Genomic DNA, 24,518 nt, shown 5'->3' on the forward strand with positions numbered 1-24,518 from the left:
AAATTAACAAAAACGAAATATCTATTTTATCTGAGCATTACCGGAGGGACAGATGAGCCAGAATGACAAGCGAGACTTCGAGGGACGTTATTTCGTGGTGACCGGCAGTACCCAGGGGCTGGGGGCGGCGGTGGCCGGCTTGCTGGCGGCGCGGGGAGCGGCGGGCCTAGTGCTGTGCGGGCGCAGCCGGGACAAGGGGCAGGCCCAGGCCGACCGGCTGACCAACATGGGCTGCCCGTCCTGGTTCGTGCCGGCGGATCTGGAGCGGGCGGAGGACTGCCAGGCCATTATCGACGAGGCCGAGCGGCGCTTCGGCACCCTGCACGGCCTGGCCAACTGCGCCGGCATGTCGGATCGGGGCGGCATCCTCGACACCAGCCCCGAGCTGTTCGACCGCATCTTCGCGGTCAACGTGCGGGCGCCCTTCTTCCTGATGCAGGCGGCCATCAAGCTGATGATCCGCACCGGAACAGCAGGCAGCATCGCCAACATCATCACCATGACTTCCCACGGCGGCCAGTCCTTCCTCACCCCTTACGCTTCCTCCAAGGGCGCCCTGACCACCCTCACCAAAAACGTGGCCTACAGCGCCATGCGCAACCGGATCCGGGTCAACGGCCTCAATATCGGCTGGATGGATTCGCCCCACGAGCACGAGATCCAGCGCCAGTACCACGGTGCCGACGACGACTGGCTGGACCGGGTGGAGCAGGCGCAGCCCTTCGGCCGCCTGCTCAAGCCGGAGGAGGTGGCGCGGGCACTGGCCTTTATGCTGTCCGACGAGTCGGGCATGATGACCGGCGCCATCATCGACTTCGACCAGGGGGTGATCGGCTGCGGCGACGAAGGCACCCCCAAGCCGCCGGCGGCCCTGGCCCTGCCGGAAGGAGGCGCGGCATGACGGCGCTCTATCTGCAACCGGAGCGGCTGGAGCTGGCCGGGTTCGCCGCCCTGTGCGAACAGTCTCCGGCCCTGGCCGACTACCCCCTGGCGGCCGGTATCGAACGCCGGGTGCTGGTCTATCGGGCGAACACCCTGAACGCCGCCGTCCAACGACATCGCACCGAAGTGCTGGCCGAGCTGCACCGGGCCCTGGCCCAGGGGCCGGGGGTGCTGGTGATCAAGGGCGGCTATGCCGATCAGGGGGTCATCGAGCGCAACACGGCGGTGTTCGGGCGCATCTTCGCGGAGGAGGCGGAGCGCGGGGCGGCGGCGGATCACTTCGCCCAGGCCGGCCACAACGGCCGCATCTGGAACTCACTGCAGAAGGTGGCGGAGCGGGACGCCGAGGCCTTTATCGACTACTACGCCAACCCCCTGCTGGCGCTGGTGTGCGAGGCCTGGCTGGGGCCCTGGTACCAGATCACCGCCCAGGTCAATGTGGTGCGCCCGGGCGGCCAGGCCCAGCAGCCGCACCGGGACTACCACCTCGGTTTCCAGTCGGCGGCCGACGCGAGCCGCTTCCCGCTGCCGGTGCAGCAATTGTCCCAGTACCTGACCCTGCAGGGGGCCGTGGCCCACTCGGACATGCCCCTGGCCGCGGGGCCCACCCTGCTGCTGCCCTTTTCCCAGCGGTATGAGGGCGGCTACCTGGCCTGGCGGCGGCCGGACTTTATCGACTATTTCGAGCGCCATGCGGTGCAGCTGCCGCTGGAGCGGGGGGACCTGCTGTTCTTCAGCCCGGCCCTGTTCCACGCCGCCGGCAGCAACAGCACCGAGGATGTGGTGCGCACCGCCAACCTGCTGCAGGTGTCTTCCGCCTTCGGCAAGCCGATGGAAACGGTGAACCGGGAGCGGATATTGCGGCACCTCTATCCGGCGCTGCTGGCCCGCTATCGTCAGGGCCAACTGGCGGAGCCCGAGCTGTCGGCGCTGATCGCGGCCGCCGCCGATGGGTACTCCTTTCCCACTAACCTGGACCGGGATCCGCCCCTCGGCGGCCTGGCGCCGCAAACCCAGCAGCAACTGCTGCGCCAGGCGCTGGAAGCAGGCTGGACGGAAGCGGACTTCGGCCGGCAACTGAGCCTGAGCCAGCAAAAGCGGCAGGCGTGAAGGCGACCCCTGCCACTTTAACCGGCGGCCAAACACCGCCGTTTGCAGACGGGCGCCTTGCCGGTGGGGCGCAGGCGGCCCGCCCACGCCCCAACGGGGCGGGCAACACCCAAACCATGGCAGCAGCCCGCTTACCAGGAAGCACCTTGCCCGAGTTTTAAACTATATGGTGCTCTGTTCAGACGGTCGGACTGGTGCCCAAGCGCCTGGCCTGAAGGTACAAGGGGCAGCCTGATCTGTCCCTAAAGCAAGAAAATAAAGTTTTTCTCTGTTTTTTTTCTTGTGGTCCACTCCGATGCGCCATATGGCGCAATTCCCGCCCTCTGCCTGCATTCACAAAGCGCAAGAAATCGAATATGGACCCTGCCGGCTTTTGCTCTAATAACAGCACATTAACAACGGCTGTAAGCCCTATCCGAGGTGCCATCATGACCATGCATATCACCAGTGCCCCCTGCTGCTGGGGCGTGGACGACGTCAACAATCCCCACCTGCCGCCCTGGGAAAGGGTACTGAGCGAGGCGGCCCAGGCCGGCTACCGGGGCATCGAGCTCGGCCCCTACGGCTACCTGCCGCTGGATATCGACCGGGTCGGCACGGCGCTCGACGCCAACGGCCTGAGCGTGGTGGCGGGCACCATCTTCGACGATCTGGTGGACCCGGCCAACCTCGACAACCTGCTCCGCCAGACCCGTGACATCTGCGACCTGCTCACCCGCTTGCCCCGGTTGCCCAAGGCGCCGGGTCAGCGCTTCGCCGCCCCCTACCTGGTGCTGATCGACCATGTGCACGCCGAGCGCAGCCTGGTGGCCGGCCACCCGGAGCGCGCGCGCCGGCTCTCGCCCGAGCGCTGGCGGCAGACCATGGCGCATATCGAGGCCATCGCCACCCTGGCCCGGGACCGGTACGGGGTGCGGGCGGTGATCCATCCCCACGCGGGCGGCTATATCGAATTCGAGGATGAAATCGAGCGACTGGTAGAGGACATCCCCGCCGAGGTGGCCGGCCTGTGCCTGGACACCGGCCATCTCTACTACTCGAAGATGGATCCGGTGAGCTGGCTGCGGCGCCATGCCGGGCGCATCGACTACCTGCATTTCAAGGACATAGACCCCGAGGTGTACGCCGAGGTGATGGCGGAGCCGGTGGACTTCTTCGCCGCCTGCGCCCGGGGCGTGATGTGTCCCATCGGCCGGGGCGTGCTGGACTACGACGCCATCCACGCCCTGCTCAAGGAGCTTGACTACCAGGGCTATATCACGGTGGAGCAGGAGCGGGATCCGCGCAACGCCGCCGGCAGCCTGCAGGATGTGACCGCCAGCCTGGCCTTTCTGCAAAGCAAGGGGTTTTAGGGCAGTCAATACCAATGTCAAAGGGGCGGGCAAAGGGAGCTGCTCCGCCGACCGTCACATGCCAGGGATGGCATGTGCGAGTGTACAGGGATGTATTTACAGCGGGTCGGCGGAGTAGTCCCTTTGGCCGGACTCGGGATACCTACAGACGACTGGAACAAGGAGAAACCGCAATGATTTATGGAGAACGCAAGGTCAAGGCGCCCATCCGCTGGGCCATGGTGGGCGGCGGCAAGGGCAGCCAGATTGGCTATATCCACCGCTCGGCGGCGCTGCGCGACCACAGCTTCCAACTGGTGGCCGGCGCCTTCGACATCGACCCCGAACGGGGCCGGGATTTCGGCGCCGGCCTGCAGGTGGCGCCCGAGCGCTGTTACGCCGACTACCAGACCCTGTTCGCCGAAGAGGCCAAACGGGAAGACGGTATCCAGGCGGTGTCCATCGCCACCCCCAACGGCACCCACTTCGCCATCAGCAAGGCGGCGCTGGAAGCGGGCCTGCACGTGGTGTGCGAAAAACCCCTGTGCTTTACCCTGGCCGAGGCCGAGGAACTGCGCGCCCTGGCCGAACGCCGGCAGCGCATGCTGTGCGTGACCTACGGCTATGCCGGCCACCAACTGATCAGCCAGGCCAGGGCCATGATCGCCAACGGCGAGCTGGGTGAAATCCGCATGGTGCACATGCAGTTCGCCCACGGCTTCCACAACGAGGCGGTGGAACTGGCCAACCCCAGTACCCAGTGGCGGGTGGATCCCCGTTACGCCGGGCCCAGCTATGTGCTGGGGGATCTGGCTACCCATCCGCTCTATTTGTCCGAGGTGATGCTGCCGGAACTGAAGATTGAGAAGCTGCTGTGCGCCCGCCAGAGCTTCGTGCAGAGCCGGGCGCCGCTCGAGGACAACGCCTATGTGCTGATGCAGTACAGCGGCGGGGTGATGGGGCACCTCTGGGCCAGCGCGGTCAACGCCGGCTCCATGCACGGCCAGAAGATCCGGGTGATCGGTTCCCGGGCCAGCCTGGAATGGTGGGACGAACAGCCCAACCAGCTGCGTTTTGAAATCCAGGGCGAGCCGGCGCGCATCCTGGAGCGGGGCATGGGCTACCTCTACCCCGAGGCGCTGGAGGACGACCGCATCGGCGGCGGTCATCCCGAGGGCTTGTTCGAATCCTGGTCCAACCTCTACTACCGTTTCGCCCTGGCGATGGAAGCCTGCGACGCGGGCGAGCACGACCGGGTGCAGGCCCTGCATATCCCCGGCATCGAGGCCGGGGTGGCAGGGGTGCGCTGGGTGGAAAACTGCGTGCGCTCGGCGGACCAGGGCGCGGTGTGGGTGGATTACCGCTAGGGGTGGGCTTGCGCCGCGCGCTCCCCGGGGACAAGATAAGCGGGTGTGCCCACCAGGAGAGACGGCGTGATACAGCATTTTGTCAGCGGCAAACGCCGGGGCCGGCTGGAGCTGGAGCAGCCGGCCGAGCTGATGTACCTCTGCCTGGCCGACGCCGGCGATACCCGGCTGCCCCGCGCCATGCACCGGCACGACGACCGGGTGGAGATCGTCTTTATCCGCGAGGGCAGCGGCACCCATGTCATCGACGGTCGCGCCTACCGTACCGGGCGGGGCGATCTGCTGATCTACAACGGCGGTGTGTTGCATGACGAGTCCGCCAACCCGGGCGAGGGCATGAGCGTCTACTGCTGCGCCTTCACCAACCTCAAGCTTAAAGGCCTGCCCAAAAACACCCTGAGCCGCGGTCGGGTGCGGATCCCCACCGGCGAGCGCCATGGGGAATTCGACGGCCTGTTCGGGCTCTTGCATGCCCAGATCCGTTCCGAGCACAAGCTCAGCCTGGCCTGCTGCGATCACCTGCTGCAGGCGCTGCTGCTGATGGTGTTCAGCCTGATCGACGAGCAGGACGCGGAGGAGGAGGCGGCCCGCTACGAGCTGGGCGAAAGCGTCAAGCGCTATATCGACCGGCACTACCAGGACGAGCTGGATCTCGGCCGCCTGTCCGAGGCGCTCAACATCAGCCCCTATTACCTCGCCCACCGCTTCAGGCAGAGCGTGGGTTGCTCGCCCATCCAGTACCTGATCCGCCGGCGCATCGGCGAGGCCCAGACCCTGCTGATCAACACCGGGCTCAGCGTCACCGACATCGCCCTGCTGGTGGGCTACGACAACCCCAACTACTTCAACACCGCCTTCCGGAAGGTGGTGGGCATCCCCCCCGGCCGGTACCGCCGGCAATACCTGGAATAGCCTTCCCGCGCGCCGGCCCCGTGCCAGCCTGCTCCAAACCGGCCCGCGCCGGCCGACGAGGTTAACGAATTGTGTCGCCAGTCACAGTTCCGCCAAAGAGCGTTTGGATTTTTAAATTCACAATTTCACCAAACGAAATAAATGTTTTATTATCACTTCCAACAGAATCAGTCATTCACCAACCAGGGGGAAGCGGATGTCCAAATTATTATCCAAGCGCCGACAAGCGGACGGCCAGGGCGCCATCCAGCGCATCACGCCAGAGTCGGCCGGCTGGGGCTATGTGGGCTTCGAGGTGTATGAGCTGGAAGCCGGCCAGAGCCTGAGCCAGGAGACCCTGGACCGGGAAGTCTGCCTGGTGCTGGTGGCGGGCAAGGCCAGTGTGCGCACAAAAGAGCTGAACGTCGGCTCCATCGGCGAGCGGATGAGTCCCTTCGAGCGCAAGAAGCCCTACGCGGTTTATGTGCCCAACGACGATCATTTCACCGTCACCGCCGACACTAAAGTAGAGCTGGCGGTATGCAAGGCGCCGGGTTTCGGTAACTACCCGGCGCGGCTGATTGCTCCCGCGCAGATCGATGCCGAGCATCGCGGCAAGGGCCACAACCAGCGCTATGTGCACAACATCCTGCCCGACACCGCCGAGGCGGACAGCCTGCTGGTGGTGGAGGTGTTCACCGACGAGGGCTGCACCAGCTCCTACCCGTCCCACAAGCACGACCGGGACGCCGAGCCGGGCGAAACCTACCTGGAAGAGACCTATTACCACCGCTTCGATCCGCCCCAGGGGTTTGCCCTGCAGCGGGTCTATACCGACGATTTCGAGCTGGACGAGTGCATGGCGCCCTACAACCAGGACGTGGTGCAGGTGCCGAAAGGCTACCACCCGGTGGCCACCATCGCCGGTTACGACAACTACTACCTGAACGTGATGGCCGGGCCCACCCGCAAGTGGCGCTTTACCTGGGAGGCCGATCACGCCTGGGTGAATTCCGATAACTATCCCAGAACCAAGTAAGTTGCCCAACAGCAACTCACCCAAAACAAGCAAGTCAACACAAGGACAAGGAGAGGGTAAATGATTAATGTGGCATTGATTGGCGCCGGCCGCATCGGCCAGGTGCATTCGGCGAATATAGTGGCGCATCCCGAGAGCCGGCTGGTGGCCATCGTGGATCCCTTTCCGGAGGCGGCCCAGAGCCTGTCCGAGAAAACCGGCGCACCGGTGAAGACACTGGAAGAAGTGATGGCCGACCAAAGCATCGACGCCGTGGTCATCGGCTCGGCCACCGACACCCACGCCGACTTTATCGAGCTGGCGGCGCGCAGCGGCAAGGCCATCTTCTGCGAGAAGCCGGTGGATCTCAGCCTCGAGCGGGTGCAGGCCTGCCTCGAGGTGGTGGAGGAGTGCAAGGTGCCGCTGCTGGTGGGTTTCAACCGCCGCTTCGATCCCAACTTCGCCGCCGTGCGCAACCGCTACCAGCAAGGCCAGATCGGCAAGGCCGAGTCGGTGCTGATCGTGTCCCGGGATCCGTCGCCGCCCCCGGTGTCCTACATCCAGCGCTCCGGCGGCCTGTTCCGCGACATGACCATCCACGACTTCGACATGGCCTGCTACCTGGTGGACGAGCCGGTGGTGGCGGTGACCGCCCGCGGCAGCTGCGTGGTGGACCCGGCCATCGGTGAGGCCGGCGATATCGACACCGCCGTGGTCACCCTGGAGTTCGCCTCCGGCGCCCTGGGCACCATCGTCAATACCCGCCGCTCCGGCTTCGGTTATGACCAGCGCATCGAGCTGCTGGGCGCCGAGGGCATGCTCAGGGCCGAGAACCAGCTGGAAAACACCGTGCTGCTGGCCAACGAGCAGGGCACCGGTGTGGCCAACCCCCAGTATTTCTTCCTGGAACGCTACAGCGCCGCCTACAAGACCGAGTGGGCCCACTTCGTGGACGTGGCCCTGGGCCGGGCCCAATGCCTGAGCGGCGGCAAGGAAGGCGAGCAGGCCCTGCGCCTGGCCGACGCGGCGGTGGAGTCCTACGCCACCGGCAAGACGGTTCGCCTGTAAGGAAAGGGCCCGCGCCAGATAACCGGTGTGCCGGCCCCATCCGTAGGGTCGACTTCAGTCGACCAAAATACGGCGCCGGGGCCTGGGCTGGTCCCATGTAGGGTCGGCTTCAGTCGACCAAAATACGGCGGAGGGGCCTGGGCTGGTCCCATGTAGGGTCGACTTCAGTCGACCAAAAAACGGCGCCGGGGTCTGGGCTGGTCCCATCCGTAGGGTCGACTTCAGTCGACCAAAAAACGGCGCCGGGGTCTGGGCTGGTCCCATCCGTAGGGTCGACTTCAGTCGACCAAAATACGGCGCCGGGGCTGGGCTGCCCCTATCCGTAGGGTCGACTTCAGTCGACCAAAAAACGGCGCCGGGGTCTGGGGGGGGCCACTGAAGTGGACCCTACAGCGGACTCTGCAGCGGCTCCCATGGGTCATTTTGCTATCGGTTGCAAAAGGGCCGGGTGGCGGGATTTATTTTTTATTATCAGGAGTAAACACATGACCATGGATGTTTCCCAGCCCTTTACCCTGGCGGTCTGTGCCGAGATGGTGTTTCTCGATCTGCCGGTACTGGAGCGTATCAAACATATTCACCAGCAGGGCTTCCAGGTCGAGATCTGGGACTGGACCCGGCACGACATCCCGGCGCTGGCGGCGAGCGGGGCGACCTTCTCCTCCATGACCGGCTATGTCACCGGCACCCTGGCGGACGACGAGGGCGCCACCGAGCTGCTGCGCACCGCCGCCCAGTCGATACCGGTGGCGAAAGAGCTGGGCATTCCCCGGTTGAACCTGCACGGCACCGGCCTCGACAACCAGGGCCTGCCGGTCAAACCCTGTGCGCAGGTAACCGGCGCCATGTGGCTCAAGGCCGCCGACACCCTCAACCGGCTGGCGGATCTGGGAGAACGGCACGGGGTGACCTTCGTGCTGGAAAACCTCAACACCGAGGTGGACCACCCCGGCGTGCCTTTCGCCAAGGGCCAGGAGGTACTGGAGCTGGTGGCGGGGGTGAACCGGCCCCGGGTGAAGATGATGCTCGATCTCTATCACGCCCAGATCGGCGAGGGCAACCTGATCGAGCTGATCCGCCGCAGCGCGCCCCATATCGGCGAGATCCAGGTGGCGGACGTGCCCGGCCGCTGCGAGCCCGGCACCGGCGAGATCAACTATCCCGCCATCGCCCGGGCGCTGTATGAGGTGGGTTACCGGGGCAATATCGGCCTGGAAGCCTTCGCCTCCGGCGATTCGGAACTGGCCCTGCGCCGCTTCCGCGAAGCCTTTACCCTGCCGGCGGAACTGCTGTCCCGCTGAGGCGATGCGTTATTGAGTCTGTTTTTTGTTTCTCGATGGGTTTCAGATCGTTTGGGTCTGAGTTTTACGCCTGCTCTGTGAGCAGGCGCTTTTTTTGCGCCCGCCGGTCGAGCACGCTTTTTACCCCCATCGCCAGCAGCACCATGGCGCCGCCCAGCAGGCCCTGATCCGTGGGGCGCTCGGCCAGGAACAACCATACCAGCAGGGTGCCGAAGACGGTTTCCAGCAACAGCAGCAGGCTCACTTCCGCCGAGGGCAGGTACAGCGGCCCCTGCTGGATCAGGGTGAAGCCCGCCGGCATCAGCACCAGGCATAACAGCAGCAGCCAGCCCAGGTTGGCGGCGTCGGGCAGCATCACCCCGCCGCTCCAGGCCAGGGCCAGCAGGGCGGTGGCCAGGCCGCCCAGGGTCAGCATGGGGCTCATGTCCACCCCGGGCCGGCTGCGCGCCAGGGTCAGGTTGCCGGCCAGTCCCACCGCCGCCATCAGTGCCAGGGCATTGCCGAGCAGGGAGCCTTCGCCGGTTTCGTCGAGCACGATCAGCGAAATCCCCGCCAAGCAGGCGCCGATGGCCAGCCAGGTGCGCAGGGGCAGCCGTTCATGCAGGAACACACGGCTGAGCAGGGCGGCGATCAGCGGCGCCGAGGCCAGGATCACCAGCACGTTGCCGGCCCTGGTAAAGTGGTTGCCGAGCACAAAGCCGATGGTGCTCATGCTGAACAGCAGGGCGCAGCCCAGGCCCGCCGGGCCGCAGGCCAGGTAGGCGCGAAACCAGTGGCGGCGGTAGCGGGCCACCACGATAAGCCAGAACCCCAGCACGTTGAGCAGCCCGCGCCACAGCACCAGCTGATCGGCGGGAATACTGATGATGCGCAGCAACAGGGCGTCAGGGGAGATGATCAGCACCCCCAGGGCGGTGAGCAGCAGTCCTTTCTGATGGTGGTCCATAACCTGGATTCATTAGTGGCCGGCAAAGCAGCGATGCTACCCAAGCCGGCGGGGAATGGCCAGTGCGGCACTGCTCTCCCGCACCACCAGCTCCGGGGTCAGGGTCAGTACCCGGCGGGGGCTGTCCGGCGCCTGGATACGGGCCAGCAGGGTGTCCACCGCCAGGGCGCCCAGTCTGGCCTTGGGCTGCTCTATGCTGGTGAGCGCCGGCACCAGGTAGCGGGCCAGCTCGATATTGTCGTAGCCGACCAGGGACATGTCCTGCGGCACCTTGAGGCCCGCATCGGCCAGGGCCCGCAGGGCGCCCACCGCCATCATGTCGTTGCCCACGAACACCGCCGTGGGCCGCTCGGATCTCTCCAGCAGCCGGGCCATGGCCGCCTTGCCGCCGGCCAGCTCGAAGTCGCCCTCGGCTATCCACTCGGGGCGCACGGCCAGGCCGGCCTGCTCCATGGCGGCCCGATAGCCCGCCAGCCGCTCCTCCGCCGCCCGCTTGCCCGTGGGACCGGTGATGCAGCCGATATGACGGTGGCCGAGGCTGATCAGATGCTCGGTGGCGAGCCGTCCGCCCTGCTGGCCCGAGTCCTGGATCAGATCCGCCCCCAGATCCATGGGGCCCCAGTCCGCCAGCACCAGCGGTACGCTGGGGTAGCGGTCGAACACCTTCGCCCCCAGGTGGGCCTGGGTACACATCAGGATGACGCCGTCCACCCGCTTTTGCAGCAGCATCTCCATGCTGGCGTTGAGCCGGGCCTTGTCGCCCCGGGTGTTGCACAGCACCAGGCTGTAGCCGAGCTCGAAGCAGCGTTGCTCCACCCCCTGCACCACCTCGGCGAAGAAGGGATTGGCGCTGGTGGTGACCAGCATGCCTAAAGTTCGGGTCTGGTTGACCTTGAGGCTGCGCGCCAGCGCCGAGGGGGCGTAGTGGAGGGTCTCTATGGCCGACTCCACCCGTTCGGTGATCTCCGGGCTGACGAAGCGGGTCTTGTTCAGCACATGGCTGACGGTGGAGGTGGATACCCTGGCGAGCTTCGCCACGTCCTTGATGGTGGCCATCAATGTTGCTCCAGCAGGGCCTCGATCTCGGCCCTGAAAGGCACCGAGGTCTGGGCGCCGGGGCGGGTCACGGAAATGGCCGCCGCCGCCTGGGCGAAGCGCACCGCCTCGGCCAGCGGCCGACCCTGTTGCAGGGCGGCGACCAGGGCGCCGTTGAAGGTGTCGCCCGCCGCCGTGGTGTCCACCACCTGCACCGAAAAGCCCGGCACCCGCCGGCCGTCGCCCCGTTCGCTCAGCCAGACGCCGCGTGCGCCCAGGGTGACGATGACGACCTCGATGCCCTTGGCGTGCAGCGCCCCGGCCGCGGCGGCCGCGCCGGCGTCGTCGTTCACCGCCACCCCGGTGAGCCGTTCGGCTTCGGTCTCGTTGGGGGTGATGAGGTCCACCAGCGCCAGCAGCTCGTCCGGCAGGGAGCGGGCAGGGGCGGGGTTGAGCACCACCCGGGCGCCGTGGGATTTGGCGGCGCGGGCGGCGGCCAGGTTGGTCTCGAGCGGGATCTCCAACTGCAGCAGCAGTTGCTCGCAATTCAGGGCGGCGGCGTGGCGTTGCAGCCGGGACGGGGTCAGCTCGCCGTTGGCGCCGGCGGCCAGCGCTATGGTGTTTTCGCCGGCGTCGTTCACCTGGATCAGCGCCACCCCGGTGTTGACGCCCTCGACGGTGTCGATGGCGGCGGTGTCGATGCCGTCGGCGGCGAAGCCGGCCACCAGGCTGTCGGCCAGGGCGTCCTCGCCCACGCAGGCGACGAAGCGGGTGGTTGCACCGGCGCGGGCGGCGGCCACCGCCTGGTTGGCCCCCTTGCCGCCGGGCACGATGCGGTAGTCGCGGCCGGTGAGGGTTTCACCGGGACGGGGAAACTGGGGCAGCCGGATCACATGATCGATATTGATGCTGCCTGCTACGGTCAGGGTCATGGTTGTTACCTTGTAGTTAGGGGGATGGCAACATCGTCTGTGCTCTCCCTATCGGTCGACCAAAGGGCCAGCGCCACCGACACGCCGCAAGTACGTCCATGTAGGCTCGCACATGCCATCTGACCGCCAGGGATGGCGGGAATGCCGAAAATGCAGGAGCAATTTTCGGCCATGGCATGTGACTGTCGGTGGAGCCGGTCCCTTTGCCCGCCTGTTTTAGCATGGGTGTTGCCTGCTGGTGTGCACTACCTGAGGTATTCCACCGTGGCAGCTCCGGCGCGGGCGGCCAGGTCTTGCCCGGCCGGCCATCTTACTGGCTGATCACCTGCAGCGGAACCGGGATATGGTCGGCCACGGTCTCGCCCTTGAGCACCTTGTCGGCGGTTTCCACCGCGATGGCGCCGATGGCGTCGGGCTGTTGGGCGATGGTCGCCGCCAGTCGGCCGCCTTCCACCGCCTTGATGCCGTCCTCGGTGCCGTCGAAGCCGACGATCAGCACGTCTTTCTTGTTGGCGGCCTGCAGGGCGCGCATGGCACCCAGGGCCATTTCGTCGTTCTGGGCGAACACCGCCTGCACGCCCGGGTTACCGGTGAGCAGGTTTTCCATCACATTCAGGCCCTTGGTGCGGTCGAAGTCGGCGGGCTGGCTGGCCAGCAGGGTCAGGCCATGCTCGGCCACCGCCTGGGCGAAACCTTCGCCGCGCTCGCGGGCGGCGCTGGTGCCGGCGATGCCTTCCAGCTGGATCACCTGGGCGTCGAGGCCCACCTTGTCGGCGATAAAGTCACCGGCCATCTTGCCGCCGGCCACGTTGTCGGAGGCGATATGGGACACCACCTCGCCCCGGCTGGCGGCGCGATCCAGGGTCAGCACCGGCAGGCCGGCACCGTTGGCCAGGCGGATGGCGTTGGCCACGGCGTCGGAGTCGGTGGGGTTGATCAGCAGCGCCTTGGTGCCGCGCACGCCCAGGTCTTCCACGTTGGCCAGCTCCTTGGCGGGATCGTTCTGGGAGTCGAGCACGATCAGCTTATAGCCGAGCTCGGCCGCCTTCTGCTCGGCCCCTTCCTTCATGGTGACGAAGAAGGGGTTGTTGAGGGTGGAGATCACCAGCGCCAGGGTGTCCTGGGCGTAGGCGCCGGCGGTCAGGGTGGTGCCGACGAGCGCGGTGGCCAGCAGGGTGGTCAGTTTTTTCATGGTTCGGCTTCCTTTTCTTGTGTTGCGTAGGGTTACTTGTTCTTGTTGTCCACCAGCACCGCCAGCAGGATCACCGAGGCCTTGGCGATCATCTGGTAGTAGGAGGAGACGTCCAGCAGGTTCAGGGCGTTGTTGAGAAAGCCGATGATCAAGGCGCCGATCAGGGTGCCCATGATGGCGCCCTTGCCGCCGGCCAGGCTGGTGCCGCCCAGCACCACGGCGGCGATGGCGTCCAGCTCGTAGGTGGTGCCGGCGGTGGGCTGGGCCGAGGACAGCCGGCTGGTGACGATGATGGCCGCCAGCGCCGACAGCATGCCGCAGATGGCGTACACCCCCATCTTGACCCGGGCCACGTTGATGCCCGAGAGCCGCGCCGCCGCCTCGTTGCCGCCCACCGCGTAGATATAGCGGCCGAAGCGGGTGTGGTTGAGCAGATACCAGGCGCCGAGGAAGGTCATGCCCATCAGCCACACCGGCACCGGAATGCCGAATACATAGCCGGTACCGAACCAGGCGAAGAGGTCGGCCTGATCGGTAAAGCCGGTGGAGATGGGCCGGCCGTCGGTATAGACCATGGTGACGCCGCGCAGCAGGGTCATGGTGACCAGGGTGGCGATAAAGGCCTGCACCCGGCCCTTGGCAACGATAACGCCGCTCACCCCGCCCAGGGCAAAACCGGCCAGCAGCACCGCCGGCAGGGTGATGAAGATGGACAGCTCCATCGATACCATGCTGGCGGCGAAGGCGCCGCACAGGGCCAGCACCGAGCCCACGCTGAGATCGATGCCGGCGGTGAGGATCACCAGGGTCATGCCCACGGCGATGATGGCGTTGACCGAGGTCTGGCGCAGTATGTTGAGCAGGTTGTCGAGGGTGAAGAAGTTGGGACTCAGCATGGAGACCACCGTAATCAGCACCAGCAGGGCGATCAGCGACTTTTGGGCGATCAGCCATTCCTTGCTGAACCAGCGGCGATCGGAATTGAGGGCAGGGGCGTTCATGGGGTTACCTCTTGTTGGGCCTGGCCGACGGCGGCGGCCAGCAGTTGTTCCTGGGTGGCCCCGAGGGCCGGGAATTCGCCATTGATGCGGCCTTCGCGCATCACCAGAATACGGTCCGAGATGCCCAATACTTCCGGCATGTCGGATGACACCAGCAGAATGGCCATGCCTTCCTGTTTGAATCGGTTGATAAGCTGATAGATTTCCTTCCTGGCGCCGACATCCACGCCGCGGGTGGGCTCGTCCAGGATCAGCACCTTGGGTCGGGTCATCAGTCCCTTGGCGATGGCCACCTTCTGCTGGTTGCCGCCGGAGAGGTTGCCGATCAGCTGCTCCCGGCCCGGGGTCTTGATGTTGAACAGCCGGATGAAGTCGTCCACCGCGGTGCACTCGGCGTCGTGATCGAGCTGCGGCCCCCGGCTGAGTTCGGCCAGGGCCGACAGGCTCATGTTGACCTTGACCGACAGCCCCAGGATGAGACCGTCGCCCTTGCGGTCTTCCGAAATATAGGCAATGCCCGCCGCCAGCCCCTGTTGGGGTGTTTTGGCATGATAGGGCCTGCCCGCCAGCCGCACGCTGCCGGCGGTGCGGGGCAGGGCGCCGCACAACAGTTTCATCAGCTCGGTACGGCCGGCGCCCATCAGCCCGGAAAAGCCGAGGATCTCGCCCTGGCGCAGGGAGAAACCCGCGTCCTTCACCCCGGCGCCGCACAAGCCGCCCACTTCCAGCACCACCGGCCCCGGCGGCACGGCCAGGCGCGGGTACTGCTCGTCCAGCCGCCGGCCCACCATCATCTCGATAAGGCGGTCCTCGTCGATGTCCGCCACCGCCTCCTCGCCGATCCACTTGCCGTCGCGCAGCACCGTCACCCGGTCGCAGATCTCGAAGATCTCCTTGAGGCGATGGGAGATATAGACGATGCCGCAACCGGCCTGGCGCAACTCTTCAATCACCCGGAACAGGGCCCGGGTTTCGGTATCGGTGAGGGCGTCGGTGGGCTCGTCCATGATGATGACGGCCGCCTCGAACGACAGCGCCTTGGCGATCTCCACCATCTGCTGGGCACCGATGCTCAAGTCGCCGACCCGGGTCTTGGGGGAGTGGCGGATCTGCAGCCGGTCCAGTAACTGCTGGGCGTCGGCATAGAGCCGGCGCCAGTCTATTTTTCCGACCGCGTTGACCGGCTCGCGGCCGAGGAAGATGTTCTCGGCAATGGTCAGCTCGGGTAACAGGTTCAGCTCCTGGTGGATGATGCCGATGCCCGCCTGCTGGGATTCGCGCGGCCCACGGAAACGGCAAGGCCGGCCCCGGTAGCGGATCTCACCCGCGTCCAGCGGGTAGATGCCGGTCAGCACCTTCATCAGGGTGGACTTGCCGGCGCCGTTTTCGCCCATCAGCGCCATCACCTGGCCCGGATAGACGTTGAGCCCGGCCTGATCCAGCGCCTTGACCCCGGGAAAGGCCTTGTCGATACCGGCAAGGGACAGTATGGGTTCCATGATCACCTCAGAAGGGCACGCCGGCGCGCAGGATGATATTGGCGTAGGGGGTGCATTCGCCGGTGCGCACCACCGCCCGGCTGTGGCCGTTCCGCCGCTTGAACTGCTCATGCGTCACATAGCTTACCGCTATCTCCCTGCCCTGGGTTTCGGCCGCCCCGGCCACCTGTTCCAGCAGCCGCCGGTGCAGCTCCGGGCTCGTGCTCTCGATCTTTTCCGCCAGCAGTACGGCGTCCAGTTGCAACTCGGTGAGCAGCGCCGCCAGGGTGTCTTCCAGCCCGGGCAGGCCGGGACAGACCGCCAGATCGATGCGCTCGACCCCGGCGGGGATGGGCAGGCCGGCGTCGGCCAGGGTGATCTCGTCGGTGTGGCCTAGGCTTGCCACCAGCGCGGATAAATGACTGTTCAGCAGAGTGGTTTTCTTCACGGTACCGCCTTGTCTCAGGGGCCGAGGAGCCCGAAAGTTAACCTAAAATTGCGAACGAAACGGTTACGCAATCGATTCGATAGCCTGATTGTAGATAAAAACATGGATATTGTTAGCAGCAGGAGGAAGAACTGCGAGGCGGATCAAAAAAGTGGAACACGGGGTCAGGGGGGGAAGTCAGTCTTCCCCCACCACCTTGTTTCTTTCCCCCTTGGCCCGGTACAGGCAGGCATCGGCACGCTGGATCACCTGTTCCAGGAGATCGCCCGGGCGGCAGACGGCCACGCCGAAGCTGCCGGTGAGATGGATGTCCTCGCAGAAACGGGCCTCGGCCAGGGTGTGGCGCAGGCGCTCGCTCAGCCGCAGGGCGTCGGTGGCGTCGGTGTCGGGCAGCCAGAGGATAAATTCCTCGCCGCCCCAGCGGGCCAGCAGATCCTGGCGGCGCAGGTGGGGGCGGAGCAGCTCGGGAATGGCCTGCAGCAGCCGGTCGCCGGTCTGGTGACCGTGGCGGTCGTTCACCGCCTTGAAGTAGTCCAGATCCAGCAGCACGATGGCCGACGGATGCTGTTCGTCCCTGTGCCAGCGCTGGCTGAGGATCTGATCGAAATGGCGGCGATTGTACAGGCCGGTGAGGTAATCGGTGCCGGCCTGCTCCCGGGAGAGGGCGAGCTGCTGGGCGAGGGCGGCATTGGTGTCGGCCAGTGCCCGGGTGCGCTCTTCGACCTTCTGCTCCAGTTCCCGGTTGAGCCGTTCCAGGTGAGCCTGATGGCGGCGTTGCTCTTCCTCGGCCTGTACCTGCCGGTGGATGTCCTGATGGGCGCCCAGCATGCGGATGGGCTCGCCGTGCTGGTCGTATTCCACGAACCTGGCCTGGTCGTGCAGCCAGATATAGTGGCCGTCGGCCCTGCGGAAGCGGTAACGGGCACTGAACAGGGAGGCCTCGCCGTCGAGATAGCGCTGCATGGCGGCCATGGTGGCCGGGTGGTCGTCGGGATGGATCAGGTTGAGCCAGGTGTCCACCGTTTCCGGCAGGCTGAAGGGCTCGTAGCCCAGCATCAGGTACCAGCGGGCGCTGCGTTTCACAGTGCCGGTGAGCCGGTCCCATTCCCAGATGCCGTCGCTGACGATATCGAGTGCCAGCTGCAGGGTACTCTCGACCGAGCGCAACCGCTCCAGCTCGGCATCACTTTTCATCGGCGTTCCCTGCCTGCAGGAACCATCGGGCCGGAACCCTGCATTTTGGGGCTGCCGCCACCGAATCGAATTGATAAACTGCATCAATCAATAACATCGCCACCTGCCACCCCTGCACGGGTTATTATTTTTGGAATCCAGTCCCTTGAATACAGAGTTTAGCCAGTTATTGGCCCCCATCCTTGGTTTTCTGCATTGTGCCACGCCCGACGAATGGCTGGCCGAGGCGCGCAAGCCCGAGCACCTGGCCGCGCTGCTGGTGGATCACGCCAACTGCGAGATGAAGGCGGCGATGAGCGCCCACCGTCTGGTGCGCCGCTATTGCCTGCCGAAGGACAAGCGCAAGCTGTTGCCCAACCTTGATTTCTACAAATCGCTCGACGCCCTGCCGGAGAAGGGTGAGGTGCTGGGCAAGCAGGCCCTGACCGAAGACAACCGGCGGGTGTTCGACGAGCTGGCCAAGAACGAACTGCTGGTGAAGATGGTACGGCTCATCCAGGAAGAGCTGCACCACTTCGAGCAGGTGCTGGAGATCATGGCCGCGCGGGACATTGCCTACGCCACCCTGTCCGCCTCCCGCTACGCCGGCGGGCTGTTGCGGCATGTGCGCACCCATGAACCGGCGGCCATCGTCGACCGGCTGATCATCGGCGCCTACATAGAGGCGCGCTCCTGCGAGCGTTTCGCCCGGCTGGCGCCCTGGCTGGACGACGAGTTGGCCCGCTTCTACCTGTCGCTGCTGCGCTCGGAGGCGCGCCACTACCAGGATTACCTGGGCCTGGCGCGGGACTATGCGGGGCGGAGCATCGATGATCGGGTGGCGTTTTTCGGGGCAAGGGAGGCGGAGCTCATCACCTCGCCGGATGACCAGCTCCGCTTTCACAGCGGGGTGCCCACCGGGAGCCACTGAGCCGCGTCGGGGCCCTATGGCGCGGGTTGCAGCAACAGCGGCAGCAGCAGCTCCAGCCCGGCTTTCAGCTGCGCCGCATCCAGGTCGGGCTCGCGGCTGCGGCGCACCACCATGCCCTCCCACAGGCACTGGATCATCAGCATCACCCGGCCGGCGCGTTCGGCGGGCAGGGCCAGGCCGCCCTGCTCCCGGGGGCGGGTCAGCCACCGGGTGAATTCCTGGCGCAGGGTACGATCCGAGGCCCGCACCGCGGCGGCCACGGCCAGATCGCGCGAGGCCTCGGCGGAAAGCTCCAGAAACAGCGAGGGGTTCATGCCGTCGGGGCGGCAGGGGGCGCCGCCGAGGGCGTCCATGAACACCGGCAGCAGCAGCTCGGCCCCGCCGTGCAACTGGCCGATGTCTTCCCGCACCCGCTGCAGTTGCTGGGCGATGATCGCCAGCACCAGGTGGTGCTTGTTATCGAAATAACGGTAGATCAGCCCCGGGCTCATCTGCGCTTCCCTGGCCAGCTCGGCCATGCTGGCGCCGTGAAAGCCGTGGCGGATAAAACAGCGGCGGGCGGCGCAGAGGATGCGCGTCCGCTGCTCCCGGGCCCGGGCTTGTGAGGTCGCCGATTTCATCAGTCCACCGCTTGCCAGCCGCCGCCCAGCGCCTTGTACAGGTTGACGCGGTTGCTCTGCTCCGCCAGCCGGGTATTGATCAGCGCCTGCTCGGCCTGGTACAGGGTCCGCTCGGCGTCGAGCAGCACCAGGTAGCTGTCCCGGCCGGCGTCGTAACGGGCGCGGGACAGCTGCTCGGCCCGGCCGGCGGCGGCTACCAGCGCCTGCTGCGACGCCTGCTGCTCGGCCAGGCTGCCGGTCAGCACCAGGGCGTCGGCCACCTCGCGAAAGCCGCTCTGGATGGCGTTTTCATAGTCGGCGAGGGCGATATCCCGCTCCGCCCGGGCCATGCCCAGGGCGGCGCGCAGGCCGCCGCCCTGGAAGATGGGCAGGCTCAGCTGGGGCATGAAGCTCCAGATGCGGGTACCGCCGTCGAACAGGCTATCCAGCTCGCTGCTGGCGGTGCCGATGCTGCCGGTCAGCCGGATCGAGGGGAAGAAGGCGGCCCGGGCGGCACCGATATTGGCGCTGGCCGCCTGCAGGGCGTATTCCGCCTGCTGCACGTCGGGCCGGCGCAACAGTACCTCGGAAGGCAGCCCGGCGGGCAGCGGTTGCAGGCCGCTCACCTCGAACGCCACCTCCTCGGGCAGCAATTCGGGCGCTATCGGCGCCCCCACCAGCAGGGTGAGGGCGTTGATGTCCTGGGCCACCTGCCCGCGGAACCCGGCCAGATCGGCGCGGGCGGTTTCCACCGAGGTCTGGGCCTGGCTCAGATCCAGCCCGGACACGGCACCCAACTGGTGGCGCCGCTCGCTCAGCTCCAGCGCCCGCTGCCGGTTGTCGAAGGTGTCCTCGGCCAGCTGCACCAGCCGACGATCGGCGGCCAGGGTCAGGTAGGCGTTGGCCACTTCCGCCACCAGGCTGAGCTGGGCGGCGCGGCGCGCCTCTTCCTGGGCCAGGTACTGGTTCAGCGACGCCTCGCTCAGGTTGCGCACCCGGCCGAACAGGTCCAGTTCGAACTCGGCGATGCCCAGGCTGGCGCTGTACTGATCGGTCACCCCGTTGGTGGTGGTCAGCCGGCCCCGCTCCAGGCCGCCGCTGGCGGCGACGGACGGCAGCCGGTCGGCGCGTTCGATACGGTACTGGGCGCGGGCCTTTTCCACGTTGAGCAGGGCGACCCGCAGATCCCGGTTGTTGGTCAGCGCCTGTTCGATCAGGCTTTCCAGGCGCGGATCGGTGAAGAAGTCGCGCCAGCCGATGTCGGCCACCGCGGTGTCTCCGCCGTGGGTGGCGGCGGGAATGGGCCAGTCGGCCGCCAGTTGCGGGTTGGCGGCCGGCACCGCCGGCGCCAGGCTGGCACAGCCGGACAACAACAGGCCGGTGGCCAGCGCCAGGCCGGTCAGCACGGGTTTAGTCATATTGGGTCTCTCCTGGCTGCGGCGCAGCGTCGACGGTGGCGGCTTGTTGTTTGCGGCCGAACAGCCGCTGCACCACCACAAAGAATAACGGGATGAAGAACAGCCCCAGCAGGGTACCGGCCAGCATGCCGCCCAGCACCCCGGTGCCGATGGCGTTCTGGGCGCCGGAGCCGGCGCCGCCGGCGAGGGCCAGGGGCAGCACCCCCAGGCCGAAGGCCAGGGAGGTCATCAGTATCGGGCGCAGCCGGTCGCGCACCGCCGTCATGGTGGCCTGGACCAGGCCCAGGCCGTGTTTCTCCAGGTTTTCCTTGGCGAATTCCACGATCAGGATGGCGTTCTTGCTGGTCAGGCCCACCGTGGTGAGCATGGCCACCTGGAAGTAGACGTCCCGCTCCATGCCCATCAGGCTGGCGGCCAGCACGGTGCCGAGGATGCCCAGGGGGGCGACCAGCAGCACGGCGGTGGGCACCGTCCAGCTTTCATAGAGGGCGGCCAGGCACAGGAACACCACCAGCAGCGACAGGCTGTACAGCATCGGCGTCTGGGAGCCGGCCTGGCGCTCCTGGTAGGACAGCCCGCTCCATTCCATGCCGATGCCGGCGGGCAACTGGCTCACCAGGCGTTCCACCTCCAGCATGGCCTCGCCGGAGCTGACGCCGGCGGCGGCTTCGCCGTTGATCTCCATGGCGGGCACGCCGTTGTAGCGCTCCAGCCGCGGCGAGCCGTAGTCCCAGTGGGAGCTGGCGAAGGCGGAGAAGGGCACCATCTCGCCGGCGCCGTTGCGTACCGACCAGCGGTCGAAGTCTTCCGGCACCATGCGGAAGGGGGCGTCGGCCTGCAGGTACACCTTCTTGACCCGGCCCCGGTCGATGAAGTCATCGATATAGCTGCCGCCCCAGGCGGTGGACAGGGTGGCGTTGATGTCCGCCATCGACAGCCCCAGGGCGCCGGCCTTGCGCTGATCGATATCGAGGCGGAACTGGGGGGTGTCGTTCATGCCGTTGGGGCGCACGCCGGTGAGCAGCGGGCTTTCGCCAGCCATGCCCAGCAGCTGGTTGCGGGCGTTCACCAGGGCGTCGTGGCCCAGGCCGGCGTTGTCCTTCAGGTAGAACACGAAGCCGCCCGAGGTGCCCAGCTCCGGCATGGCCGGGGGGGCGAAGGCGAAGGCCATGGCGTCCTTGAACTGGCCGAGTGCGGCCATGGCCCGGCCGGCCACCGCGTTCACGCTAAGCTCCTCGCTTTCCCGCTCGGACCAGTCCTTGAGCTTGATAAAGGCCAGGCCCATGTTCTGGCCGGTACCGCCGAAGCTGAAGCCCTGCACGCTGAACACCGAGGACACCGCCTCTTTCTCATTTTCCAGGAAGTGGTCTTCCAGCTTCATGATCGACGCCATGGTCCGCTCCTGGGTGGCGCCGACCGGTGCCTGTACCTGGGCGAACAGGATGCCCTGATCTTCCGGTGGCAGGAAGGCGCTGGGCAGGCGCAGGAACAGCACCACCATTACCGCCGCCAGGGCCAGGAAGATCAGCATGAAGCGCTTGCCGCGGGTCACCACGCCGTGCACGCCGCCCTGGTACTTGCCGCTGGCGCGATCGAAGTTGCGGTTGAACCAGCCGAAAAAGCCGGTGGTGCCGTGATGCTCGCCCTTCTTCAGCGGTTTGAGCATGGTGGCGCACAGCGCCGGGGTCAGCACGATGGCCACCAGCACCGACAGCGCCATGGCCGAGACGATGGTGGCGGAGAACTGCCGGTAAATGACCCCGGTGGAGCCGCCGAGGAAGGCCATGGGCACGAACACCGCCGACAGCACCAGGCCGATGCCCACCAGGGCGCCGGTGATCTGGTCCATCGACTTGCGGGTCGCCTCCAGCGGCGACAGCCCTTCCTCGCTCATGATCCGCTCGACGTTCTCCACCACCACGATGGCGTCGTCCACCAGCAGGCCGATGGCCAGCACCATGGCGAACATGGTCAGCATGTTGATGGAGAAGCCGAGCGCGGCCAGTATCCCGAAGGTGCCGAGCAGCACCACCGGCACGGCGATGGTGGGGATCAGGGTGGCACGGAAGTTCTGCAGGAACAGGTACATCACCAGGAACACCAGCACGATGGCTTCGATCAGGGTGTGGATCACCCCTTCGATGGAGACCTTGACGAAGGGGGTGGTGTCGTAGGGCACCACCGAAGTCATGCCGGCGGGGAAGAATTGCTCCAGCTGTTCCAGGGTCTGTACCACGCCGGCGGCGGTATCCAGGGCGTTGGCGCCGGTGGCGAGCGACACCGCCACCCCGGCGGCGGGCTTGCCGTTATAGCGGCTGATGAAGTCGTAGTTTTCGGCGCCCAGCTCTACCCGGGCCACGTCGGCCAGGGTCAGGCTGGAGCCGTCGGCGTTGCTGCGCAGCACGATGTTGCGAAACTGCTCCGGGGTCTGCAGCCGGTCCTGGGCGGTGATGGTGGCGTTGAGTTGCTGGCCCGGCACCGCCGGGGCGCCGCCGAGCTGGCCTACGGCCACCTGGGCGTTTTGCGCCTGGATGGCGGCGATCACCTCGTCGGTGGACAGCGAATAGGTGTCGAGCTTGTTCGGATCCAGCCAGATGCGCATGGCGTATTCGGAGCCGAACACCTGCAGCGAGCCCACCCCGGGTACCCGGCTCAGCGGGTCGACCAGGTTGGCGTTGATGTAATCGGCGATATCGTCCTTTTCCATGCTGCCGTCTTCCGACACGAAGCCGAGCACCATCAGAAAGCCGCTGCTCGACTTGCTGACTTCCACCCCCTGGCTCTGTACGGCCTGGGGCAGCAGTGGCATGGCCAGCTGCAGCTTGTTCTGCACCTGTACCTGGGCGATGTCCGGATCCACCCCATTCTCGAAGGTCAGGGTGAGCGAGGCGCGGCCGCTGGCCTGGCTGGTGGCGGACATGTACAGCAGGCCGTCCAGCCCCTTCATGTTCTGCTCGATGATCTGGGTCACCGAGTCTTCCACCACCTTGGCGGAGGCGCCCGGGTAGGTGGCGTCGATGGTCACCGCCGGCGGCGCTATGGTCGGGTACTGGGAGATCGGCAGCTGGCTGATGGACAGCGCCCCCGCCAGCATGATGATGATGGCGATCACCCAGGCGAAGATGGGGCGATCGATAAAGAAACGGGCCATGGGGATCTCCTTAAGACTGGTGGTCGCCGGCGTGTTCGGCTTCGATCACGCGCACTTCGGCGCCGGGCCGGACTTTCTGCAGGCCTTCGATGATCACCCGGTCGCCCGCTTCCAGCCCACCTTCCAGCAGCCATTGATCGCCCAGGGTCCGGCTCACTTCCACCGTCCGCTGTTCGACCAGGTTGTCGCCGTTGACCACCAGGGCGGAGGCGTTGCCCTTGGGATCCCGGGCGATGCCTTGCTGGGGTACCAGCAAGGCATCGGCCCGCTCGCCCCGGCCGAGCTCGGCGCGTACATACATGCCCGGCAGCAGCAGCTGATCCGGATTGGGCACTTCCACCCGCAGCAGGAAGCTGCCGGTGCTTTCGTCGACGGTGGCTTCGCTGAACGCCAGCCGGCCCTGGTGTTGGTAGGGAGTGCCGTCTTCCAGCACTATGGTCACCGGCACGTCGTCGGTGGTGCTGAGGGTGCCGGCGGCCAGCTCCCGGCGCAGCCGGAGCAGTTCGCTGCTGGACTGGGTCAGGTCGACGTAGATGGGATCCAGCTGCTGGACCGTGGCCAGGGCCTCGGCCTGGTTGGCGGTGACCAGGGCGCCCTGGGTGACCGCGGACTTGCCGATGCGGCCGTCGATAGGGGACGTGATACGGGCGTAGTCGACCCGGATCTGGGCGCTGCGCAGGGTGGCCTGGGCGGCGGCGAGATCGGCCTCGGCTTGACGCAGGGTAGCGACGGCGGTTTCGTTGTCCTGGCGGCTGACCGCGTCTATCTTCACCAGTTCGGCGGAGCGGGCGGCGTTGAGCCGGGCCGAGGTGAGGGTGGCGTCGGCCCGGGCCAGGCTGGCGCGGGCGGCGGCCAGCTCGGCCTGGTAGCTGGCGTCGTCCAGCTGGTACAGCGGTTCGCCGGTCTTGACCGGGCCGCCTTCGGTAAACAGCCGTTGCTTGACGATGCCGTCCACCTGGGGCCGCACCTCGGCGGTGAGGAAGGCGGCGGTACGGCCGGGCAGCTCCCGGGTCAGGGTCAGGCTCCGGGGCTGCAGTGTGGTCACCACCACCTCGGGCGGCGGGGCGCTCTGGGCGGAGGCCTGGGCGGCGGACTGGCCGTCGCAAGCCATCAGGCCGAGGCCTGACAGCACTCCGACCAGGACCAGACGGGGCGGAAAGGTGCGCAATGACATAGTGGGTCTCGC

Annotated in this window: 21 protein-coding genes; 9 read left to right on the top strand and 12 right to left on the bottom strand. The window is 66.5% G+C overall.

What is annotated here, in order from left to right:
• The first annotated feature begins 52 nt into the window (after nt 1–52).
• From C7H85_RS00245 to C7H85_RS00280, 8 genes are all read left to right on the top strand, one after another.
• Complete coding sequence (locus C7H85_RS00245; RefSeq protein ID WP_106727724.1) at nt 53–901, top strand: SDR family oxidoreductase; 849 nt, start codon at nt 53–55, stop codon at nt 899–901.
• Nucleotides 898–2,052, top strand: a complete 1,155-nt coding sequence (locus C7H85_RS00250; protein WP_106727725.1) for a phytanoyl-CoA dioxygenase family protein — start codon at nt 898–900, stop codon at nt 2,050–2,052. Before C7H85_RS00245 ends, C7H85_RS00250 begins: the two co-directional genes overlap by 4 nt.
• A 428-nt stretch (nt 2,053–2,480) precedes the next feature.
• Nucleotides 2,481–3,404, top strand: coding sequence for a TIM barrel protein (locus C7H85_RS00255; RefSeq protein WP_106727726.1), 924 nt, complete (start codon nt 2,481–2,483; stop codon nt 3,402–3,404).
• Nucleotides 3,405–3,577: 173 nt separating this feature from the next.
• Nucleotides 3,578–4,750: a Gfo/Idh/MocA family protein gene (locus C7H85_RS00260; RefSeq protein ID WP_106727727.1), complete on the top strand. Its 1,173-nt coding sequence runs from the start codon at nt 3,578–3,580 to the stop codon at nt 4,748–4,750.
• A 66-nt stretch (nt 4,751–4,816) separates the two neighbouring features.
• Entirely contained in the window at nt 4,817–5,662 is an 846-nt protein-coding gene (locus C7H85_RS00265) for a helix-turn-helix transcriptional regulator (protein ID WP_106727728.1), read from the top strand.
• Between the two features lie 196 nt (nt 5,663–5,858).
• Complete coding sequence (gene iolB, locus C7H85_RS00270) at nt 5,859–6,680, top strand: 5-deoxy-glucuronate isomerase (RefSeq protein ID WP_106727729.1); 822 nt, start codon at nt 5,859–5,861, stop codon at nt 6,678–6,680.
• Between the two features lie 60 nt (nt 6,681–6,740).
• Entirely contained in the window at nt 6,741–7,727 is a 987-nt protein-coding gene (gene iolG / locus C7H85_RS00275) for an inositol 2-dehydrogenase (protein ID WP_106727730.1), read from the top strand.
• 485 nt (nt 7,728–8,212) lie between these two features.
• Nucleotides 8,213–9,028, top strand: coding sequence for a TIM barrel protein (locus C7H85_RS00280; RefSeq protein ID WP_106727731.1), 816 nt, complete (start codon nt 8,213–8,215; stop codon nt 9,026–9,028).
• Between the two features lie 64 nt (nt 9,029–9,092).
• Here the strand turns inward: C7H85_RS00280 and C7H85_RS00285 are convergent, their stop codons facing one another.
• The 8 genes from C7H85_RS00285 to C7H85_RS00320 all read right to left on the bottom strand — a co-directional run bounded on the left by C7H85_RS00285 (nt 9,093) and on the right by C7H85_RS00320 (nt 17,254).
• Nucleotides 9,093–9,974 carry a DMT family transporter gene (locus C7H85_RS00285; protein ID WP_106727732.1) on the bottom strand — a complete coding sequence of 294 codons (882 nt, stop codon included), beginning with the start codon at nt 9,972–9,974 and terminating at the stop codon, nt 9,093–9,095.
• A gap of 36 nt (nt 9,975–10,010) precedes the next feature.
• Nucleotides 10,011–11,030: a substrate-binding domain-containing protein gene (locus C7H85_RS00290; protein WP_106727733.1), complete on the bottom strand. Its 1,020-nt coding sequence runs from the start codon at nt 11,028–11,030 to the stop codon at nt 10,011–10,013.
• Nucleotides 11,030–11,941: a ribokinase gene (gene rbsK, locus C7H85_RS00295; RefSeq protein WP_106727734.1), complete on the bottom strand. Its 912-nt coding sequence runs from the start codon at nt 11,939–11,941 to the stop codon at nt 11,030–11,032. The genes C7H85_RS00290 and rbsK overlap by 1 nt, the downstream gene beginning before the upstream one ends.
• Before the next feature lie 310 nt (nt 11,942–12,251).
• Entirely contained in the window at nt 12,252–13,133 is an 882-nt protein-coding gene (gene rbsB, locus C7H85_RS00300; protein ID WP_106727735.1) for a ribose ABC transporter substrate-binding protein RbsB, read from the bottom strand.
• A 32-nt stretch (nt 13,134–13,165) separates the two neighbouring features.
• Nucleotides 13,166–14,134: a ribose ABC transporter permease gene (gene rbsC / locus C7H85_RS00305; RefSeq protein ID WP_106727736.1), complete on the bottom strand. Its 969-nt coding sequence runs from the start codon at nt 14,132–14,134 to the stop codon at nt 13,166–13,168.
• A complete protein-coding gene (rbsA, locus tag C7H85_RS00310) occupies nt 14,131–15,633 on the bottom strand; it encodes a ribose ABC transporter ATP-binding protein RbsA (protein WP_210433523.1) in 1,503 nt (500 codons plus the stop codon). The genes rbsC and rbsA overlap by 4 nt, the downstream gene beginning before the upstream one ends.
• A 7-nt stretch (nt 15,634–15,640) precedes the next feature.
• Entirely contained in the window at nt 15,641–16,060 is a 420-nt protein-coding gene (gene rbsD, locus C7H85_RS00315; RefSeq protein WP_106727737.1) for a D-ribose pyranase, read from the bottom strand.
• A 177-nt stretch (nt 16,061–16,237) separates the two neighbouring features.
• The gene (locus C7H85_RS00320; protein ID WP_158260042.1) at nt 16,238–17,254 is read right to left on the bottom strand and encodes a GGDEF domain-containing protein; all 1,017 of its coding nucleotides are present in this window, start codon (nt 17,252–17,254) and stop codon (nt 16,238–16,240) included.
• A 145-nt stretch (nt 17,255–17,399) separates the two neighbouring features.
• Here C7H85_RS00320 and miaE point away from each other — a divergent pair, with 145 nt between their 5' ends.
• Complete coding sequence (miaE, locus tag C7H85_RS00325; RefSeq protein ID WP_245879521.1) at nt 17,400–18,164, top strand: tRNA isopentenyl-2-thiomethyl-A-37 hydroxylase MiaE; 765 nt, start codon at nt 17,400–17,402, stop codon at nt 18,162–18,164.
• 14 nt (nt 18,165–18,178) lie between these two features.
• Here miaE and C7H85_RS00330 read toward each other — a convergent pair whose 3' ends face one another.
• The 4 genes from C7H85_RS00330 to C7H85_RS00345 are packed head-to-tail and all read right to left on the bottom strand — an operon-like array spanning nt 18,179 to nt 24,506.
• Entirely contained in the window at nt 18,179–18,784 is a 606-nt protein-coding gene (locus C7H85_RS00330; RefSeq protein ID WP_106727740.1) for a TetR/AcrR family transcriptional regulator, read from the bottom strand.
• Nucleotides 18,784–20,181 (bottom strand): efflux transporter outer membrane subunit, encoded by a 1,398-nt coding sequence (locus C7H85_RS00335; protein ID WP_106727741.1) that lies wholly within the window; start codon nt 20,179–20,181, stop codon nt 18,784–18,786. Before C7H85_RS00335 ends, C7H85_RS00330 begins: the two co-directional genes overlap by 1 nt.
• Complete coding sequence (locus C7H85_RS00340) at nt 20,174–23,332, bottom strand: efflux RND transporter permease subunit (protein ID WP_106727742.1); 3,159 nt, start codon at nt 23,330–23,332, stop codon at nt 20,174–20,176. The genes C7H85_RS00335 and C7H85_RS00340 overlap by 8 nt, the downstream gene beginning before the upstream one ends.
• A 10-nt stretch (nt 23,333–23,342) precedes the next feature.
• Nucleotides 23,343–24,506, bottom strand: a complete 1,164-nt coding sequence (locus tag C7H85_RS00345) for an efflux RND transporter periplasmic adaptor subunit (RefSeq protein ID WP_106727743.1) — start codon at nt 24,504–24,506, stop codon at nt 23,343–23,345.
• Nucleotides 24,507–24,518 lie beyond the last annotated feature (12 nt).

This window comes from Zobellella endophytica (assembly GCF_003012775.1).
In the GTDB taxonomy this organism is placed as follows: Bacteria; Pseudomonadota; Gammaproteobacteria; order Enterobacterales; family Aeromonadaceae; genus Oceanimonas; species Oceanimonas endophytica.